Raw genomic sequence first — 5826 nt, forward strand, 5'->3', positions numbered from 1 at the left:
GGCCCCCGCCGACCGCGCCCTGCTCACCGCACTCCTCAAACTCCCCCCGTCGTACCGCCGGACCCTCCTCCTCTACGACGGTGTCGGGCTCGGTCTCGCGGAGATGGCGGCGGAGACGGAGGCGAGCACGCCGGCCGCGGCGAACCGGCTGCTGCACGCGCGCGAGGCGATCGCCGCGCAGCTCCCTGACCTGTCCGACCCGACCGAACTGCACCGGCGGCTGACCGAACTCGCCTCCACGGGGCGGTTGCACGCGGCCAAACCGCCGGTGGTTCGTTTCGTGGGTGAACGCCGAACCGTGTTCTGGACCCGGGCGGCGATCGCGTTCACCGTCACGATCATCGGCGCGACGACGCTCACGGTGCGGACGGCGCCGACTCACTATGAGCCGCCCGTGCCTTTGGGGCAGCGGGTGGAGGGGGTGCCGGCGCGGGTGGTGCAGGGGGCGTTGTCGGAGGGGGAGGTGGCTCTGCGGGACCGATTGCGGACCGGTCTGACGAGTGGGCCGGAGAGGTTGGCACCGCTGGGTCGGTAGTTCGTTGGCTGCGGCCCGGTGGGGGCTGGTCACGCAGTTCCCCGCGCCCCTCTAAACGCACGTGGGTTTTAGAGGGGCGCGGGGCTGTATCAATTTGCGGCTCCGCCGCGTGGGCGCGACCAGCCACAACGCACCCGCACCCGACAAAGCACCGATGGGCCCGCTCCAACCCACGGAGCGAGCCCATCGACGTACAGCTAGGTACCGGTCAGCCGGCGAGGATCTCCCGCGCCAGCTTCGCCGTCTCCGTCGGCGTCTTGCCGACCTTGACGCCGGCGGCCTCGAGGGCCTCCTTCTTCGCGGCGGCCGTACCGGAGGAGCCGGAGACGATGGCGCCGGCGTGGCCCATGGTCTTGCCCTCGGGCGCGGTGAAGCCCGCGACGTAACCGACGACCGGCTTCGTGACGTTCTTCGCGATGAAGTCCGCCGCGCGCTCCTCCGCGTCGCCGCCGATCTCACCGATCATCACGATCAGGTCGGTGTCGGGGTCGGCCTCGAACGCGGCGAGCGCGTCGATGTGCGTGGTGCCGATGACCGGGTCGCCACCGATGCCGACGGCGGACGAGAAGCCGATGTCACGCAGCTCGTACATCATCTGGTACGTCAGCGTGCCGGACTTCGAGACCAGGCCGATACGGCCCGGCTTGGTGATGTCGCCCGGGATGATGCCGGCGTTCGACTGGCCCGGGGTGATGAGACCGGGACAGTTCGGGCCGATGATCCGGGTCTTGTTGCCCTTCGCGACCGCGTACGCGTAGAACGCGGCCGAGTCGTGGACGGCGATGCCCTCGGTGATGACGACCGCGAGCGGGATCTCGGCGTCGATCGCCTCGACGACGGCGGCCTTGGAGAAGGCCGGCGGCACGAAGAGGACGGATACGTTCGCGCCCGTCTTCTCGATCGCCTCGGCGACCGTGCCGAAGACCGGGATCTCGGTGCCGTCGACGTCGACGGACGTGCCGGCCTTACGGGGGTTGACGCCACCGACGATGTTGGTGCCGTCCGCCAGCATGAGCTTGGTGTGCTTCATGCCCGTGGAGCCGGTCATGCCCTGGACGATGACCTTGCTGTCCTTGGTGAGGAAGATAGCCATGGCTGTTTTGTCCCTCGTCCCTTACTTCGCAGCCGCGAGCTCGGCGGCCTTGTCGGCCGCGCCGTCCATGGTGTCCACGCGCTGGACCAGCGGGTGGTTGGCGTCGGAGAGGATCTTGCGACCCAGCTCGGCGTTGTTGCCGTCGAGGCGGACGACGAGGGGCTTGGTGACTTCCTCGCCCTTGTCCGCGAGCAGCTGCAGCGCCTGCACGATGCCGTTGGCGACCTCGTCGCACGCGGTGATGCCGCCGAAGACGTTGACGAAGACCGACTTGACGTCGGGGTCGCCCAGGATGATCTCCAGGCCGTTCGCCATCACGGCCGCGGACGCGCCGCCGCCGATGTCGAGGAAGTTGGCCGGCTTCACGCCACCGTGGTTCTCACCGGCGTACGCGACGACGTCCAGGGTGCTCATGACGAGACCCGCGCCGTTGCCGATGATGCCGACCTCGCCGTCGAGCTTGACGTAGTTGAGGTTCTTCGCCTTGGCGGCGGCCTCGAGCGGGTTGGCGGAGTCGTGGTCGACCAGCGCCTCGTGCTCCGGCTGACGGAACTCGGCGTTCTCGTCCAGCGAGACCTTGCCGTCGAGGGCGATGACACGGCCGTCGGCGACCTTGGCGAGGGGGTTGACCTCGACGAGGAGGGCGTCCTCCTTGACGAAGGTGTCCCACAGCGTCACCAGGATCTCGGCGACCTGCTCGGCGACGTCGGCCGGGAACTTGGCCTGCGCGACGATCTCGCGGGCCTTCTCGATGGAGACGCCCTCGTTGGCGTTGACCGGGACCTTCGCGAGGGCCTCGGGGTTCTCCTCCGCGACGACCTCGATCTCCACGCCGCCCTGGACGGACGCCATGGCGAGGAAGGTGCGGTTGGTGCGGTCGAGGAGGTACGAGACGTAGTACTCCTCGACGATCTCGGGCGCGGTCTCGGCGATCATCACCTTGTGGACCGTGTGGCCCTTGATGTCCATGCCGAGGATGTCCGTCGCACGCGCGACGGCCTCGTCCGGGGTGGCGGCGAGCTTCACGCCACCGGCCTTGCCACGGCCGCCGACCTTCACCTGGGCCTTGACGACGGACTTGCCACCGAGACGCTCTGTGGCTGCGCGGGCCGCCTCAGGCGTGTCGATGACTTCACCGGCCAGCACCGGTACATCGTGCTTGGCGAAGAGGTCCCTCGCCTGATACTCGAACAGGTCCACGCGCTTCCGTCCTCAGTGATCTCGCGGTTCGTTGGATGCGTGGGCGTGCCGCGAAGGGCAACGTGACGTCCGCTGTCACAAGGGAGGCGCACACGGTGACCGAGCGCGCGGCATGTCCGTCTCGCAGGTTATCGCTGCTTGCGGAGGGCCTCTAAATCGAGGGTCACACCTGAGCGGTGATACCTGTCACATGATGCCGGAATCCGTGACACGGAGTGCCGCGCACGGGACTCGTGGGCGATCCCTCAGGCGGGTCGTTCCGGGCGGGGTCCCGCCGGGTTGGGGCTGGCCCGGCGGGGACCCCCTACCGCGAGGCGCGCCCCCGGACAGACCGACGGCATTCGGCCGTCCGGGGTCACTGCCTCACGGAGTCTGTTACTCCCAGTGCCGAACGGCCCGGGTGCACACAATGTGTGCGGCGCGTGCGGTCCGTGCGGCCCGCGCGCCCTGGATGGCCGCGGCGGCCCTGACCCGGGAGCCTCGTGGGACGGAGACCACGGCATCGACGAGACGTCGCCGGACTTCGGCCGGGGTGATGTCGGTGTTCTGGTTCATACGGGTGTTCATGCGTGCGTCGGTTCCTCAGGCATCGCGAGAAGGGGGCATGGCGACATTCCGGGCAGCTCAACTGCCGGAAAAGGCCCGCCTAGCCTGGGAAGACGGGAACGTCCCGGTACCTGTCCCGGGTCTCCGCCGCGTCCGCGCCCTCGGCGACACCGCGCACGAACCGCACGGCCACCCGGTGGCCCGACGTCACGGCCTGCGCGTCACAGTGCCGCGCCCCACCGCCGTCCACCGCCTGCTGATCACGCGGGGCGCCGTCCGGGTCACCGCCGGGTGCCTGACGCACCGGGGCGCGCCTGACGGACGGCGCATGACGCACGGCCGCATGCCCTAAGGCGCCGACCTCATCGGCGCCGCCTGCGACGCGCGGCCCGTACGTCACGCCTGTGCCTACGGCCGTCTCGGCGGGCCTCACACCCGAACGATGCCCATCACCCGAAGGCTGCGGGGTCGACCGGACGGGCGTCGGCACCGCCACCGGCGCGGTGTGCGCCGGAGGCTCCTGGACCGGGGGCACGGGCTGACTCGGCACTACGGGGACCGAGGGCAAGGTGGGCAGCGAGGGCGCCTCGGCCAACACCGCGGTCACCGTCTTCGTCACCACGTCACTCACGGGCCGCACGACCTGTTCCACGGTGTCCGAGACCGGTGCCACCACCGGTGCCACCACCGGATCCAGCACCGGATCCAGCACCGGAGCAAGAACAGGCACCTGAACCCGGACAGGAACCGGCTTCACCGCCGAAGCCGCCACCGGAATCCCCGGCCTGCCGAGACTCACCGGCGTGCCCAGAACCCCGTCCGCCGCCTGCGCCTGTCCCCCGCACAGCAACCCGAGCGCGCACAACCCGCCCACCAGCAGAGCCAGTTGCAGCACACGCCGCCCGACCGCCGTACGCGTCACGCGCAGGGCGGCACCGGACAGTGCGGCGGGCCAGATCATGAGGCGACGATCCTTGCACGGGCGGCTCGGAGACGCACAACCCCCCTGTCCCACAAGCCCGTTCATCACCACCGATGCCGGTTCGTCAGGCTGTGTCCGGTATCGGCAGCGGCCGCTTCTCGATCGCCGCCGCCATCACCTCCGGGAACAGGTCGGGCGTACAGGCGAAGGCCGGCGCCCCCAACGCGGCCAGCGCGGCGGCGTGTTCGCGGTCGTACGCAGGCGCCCCCTCGTCGGACAGCGCGAGCAGCGTCACGAACTGCACCCCCGACGCCTTCATCGCCGCGACCCGCTTGAGCATCTCGTTCCGTATCCCCCTTCGTAGAGGTCGCTGATCAGCACGACCACCGTCTCCGCGGGCCGGGTGATCTGCGACTGGCAGTACGCGAGCGCCCTGTTGATGTCCGTACCGCCGCCGAGCTGGGTCCCGAAGAGCACGTCCACCGGGTCGTCGAGCTGGTCGGTCAGGTCGACGACCGCCGTGTCGAAGACGACGAGCCGGGTGTCGATCGATCGCATGGACGCCAGCACCGCTCCGAACACGGAGGCGTAGACGACGGACGCCGCCATCGACCCGGACTGGTCGATGCAGAGGACGACCTCCTTCTTCACGGACTGGGACGCCCGCCCGTATCCGATCAGCCGCTCCGGCACGATCGTCCGGTACTCGGGCAGGTAGTGCTTGAGGTTGGCCGCGATCGTGCGGTTCCAGTCGATGTCGTGGTGGCGCGGCCGGTTGATACGGGCGCTGCGGTCGAGGGCACCGGTGAGGGTGGCCCGGGTGCGGGTGGCGAGCCGCTTCTCCAGGTCCTCGACGACCTTGCGCACCACCATCCGTGCCGTCTCCTTCGTGGTCTCCGGCATCGCCTTGTTGAGGGAGAGCAGCGTGCCGACGAGATGCACGTCGGCCTCGACCGCTTCCAGCATCTCCGGTTCGAGCAGCAGCGCGGACAGCCCGAGCCGGTCGATGGCGTCGCGCTGCATGACCTGGACGACGGAGGAGGGGAAGTACGTGCGGATGTCCCCGAGCCAGCGCGCGACGGACGGCGCCGACGCCCCGAGCCCCGCCGAACGGTCCTTCCCCGCCCGCTCCTTGTCCCCCCTGCCGTACAGCGCGGCCAGCGCCCCGTCCATCGCGGCGTCCCGCCCGGACAACGCACACCCGGTGCCGTCGGCCGCGTCGCCCCCGAGCACCATCCGCCACCGCCGCAACCGCTCCTGCCCGGGGTCCACGCCCCCGCCCCCGCCGTCGGCGCCTGCCCCGGCCACACCGTTCGCGGTCGTCCCCACGGCGCCGGCCACCCCGGCAACCCCGTTCGCAGCCGCCCTCGGGTCGGCCTTCCCAGCCGCCCCGTTCACCGCCGCCGCCGTCGCCATCGCGTCGGCCGCCCCAGCCATCCCATTCGCAGCCACCGCCACCGCGCCGGCCACCCCAGCCACCCCGATCGCAGCCGCCACCACACCGGCCTTCCCAGCCACCCCGTTCACAGC

Annotated in this window: 5 protein-coding genes and 1 pseudogene; 1 reads left to right on the forward strand and 5 read right to left on the reverse strand. The window is 70.5% G+C overall.

Annotated elements, in window-relative coordinates; genetic code table 11:
* Window positions 1-535: RNA polymerase sigma factor (locus JHN45_RS50125; protein WP_268982490.1), on the forward strand; the 535-nt coding region annotated here is incomplete at its 5' end.
* 208 nt (window positions 536-743) lie between these two features.
* Here the strand turns inward: JHN45_RS50125 and sucD are convergent.
* The 5 genes and pseudogenes from sucD to JHN45_RS50150 all read right to left on the reverse strand — a co-directional run bounded on the left by sucD (window position 744) and on the right by JHN45_RS50150 (window position 5532).
* Window positions 744-1628, reverse strand: a complete 885-nt coding sequence (gene sucD / locus JHN45_RS50130; protein ID WP_019066811.1) for a succinate--CoA ligase subunit alpha — start codon at window positions 1626-1628, stop codon at window positions 744-746.
* A 21-nt stretch (window positions 1629-1649) separates the two neighbouring features.
* On the reverse strand, window positions 1650-2828 hold the full coding sequence (sucC, locus tag JHN45_RS50135) for an ADP-forming succinate--CoA ligase subunit beta (RefSeq protein WP_019066810.1): 1179 nt from the start codon (window positions 2826-2828) through the stop codon (window positions 1650-1652).
* A gap of 375 nt (window positions 2829-3203) precedes the next feature.
* Window positions 3204-3395, reverse strand: a complete 192-nt coding sequence (locus JHN45_RS50140; RefSeq protein WP_234469801.1) for a hypothetical protein — start codon at window positions 3393-3395, stop codon at window positions 3204-3206.
* Window positions 3396-3474: 79 nt separating this feature from the next.
* Window positions 3475-4335, reverse strand: a complete 861-nt coding sequence (locus tag JHN45_RS50145; protein WP_201056131.1) for a hypothetical protein — start codon at window positions 4333-4335, stop codon at window positions 3475-3477.
* Window positions 4336-4420: 85 nt separating this feature from the next.
* A pseudogene (locus JHN45_RS50150) lies at window positions 4421-5532 on the reverse strand (VWA domain-containing protein).
* Window positions 5533-5826 lie beyond the last annotated feature (294 nt).

Source organism: Streptomyces sp. MBT53 (assembly GCF_016654115.1).
In the GTDB taxonomy this organism is placed as follows: Bacteria; Actinomycetota; Actinomycetes; order Streptomycetales; family Streptomycetaceae; genus Streptomyces.

Excerpts from the sequence above, each read along its gene's own strand:
- JHN45_RS50140 (WP_234469801.1), bottom strand. The coding sequence starts at position 3,395 with ATGAACACCCGTATGAACCAGAACACCGACATCACCCCGGCCGAAGTC.
- JHN45_RS50145 (WP_201056131.1), bottom strand. The coding sequence starts at position 4,335 with ATGATCTGGCCCGCCGCACTGTCCGGTGCCGCCCTGCGCGTGACGCGT.
- sucD (WP_019066811.1), bottom strand. The coding sequence starts at position 1,628 with ATGGCTATCTTCCTCACCAAGGACAGCAAGGTCATCGTCCAGGGCATG.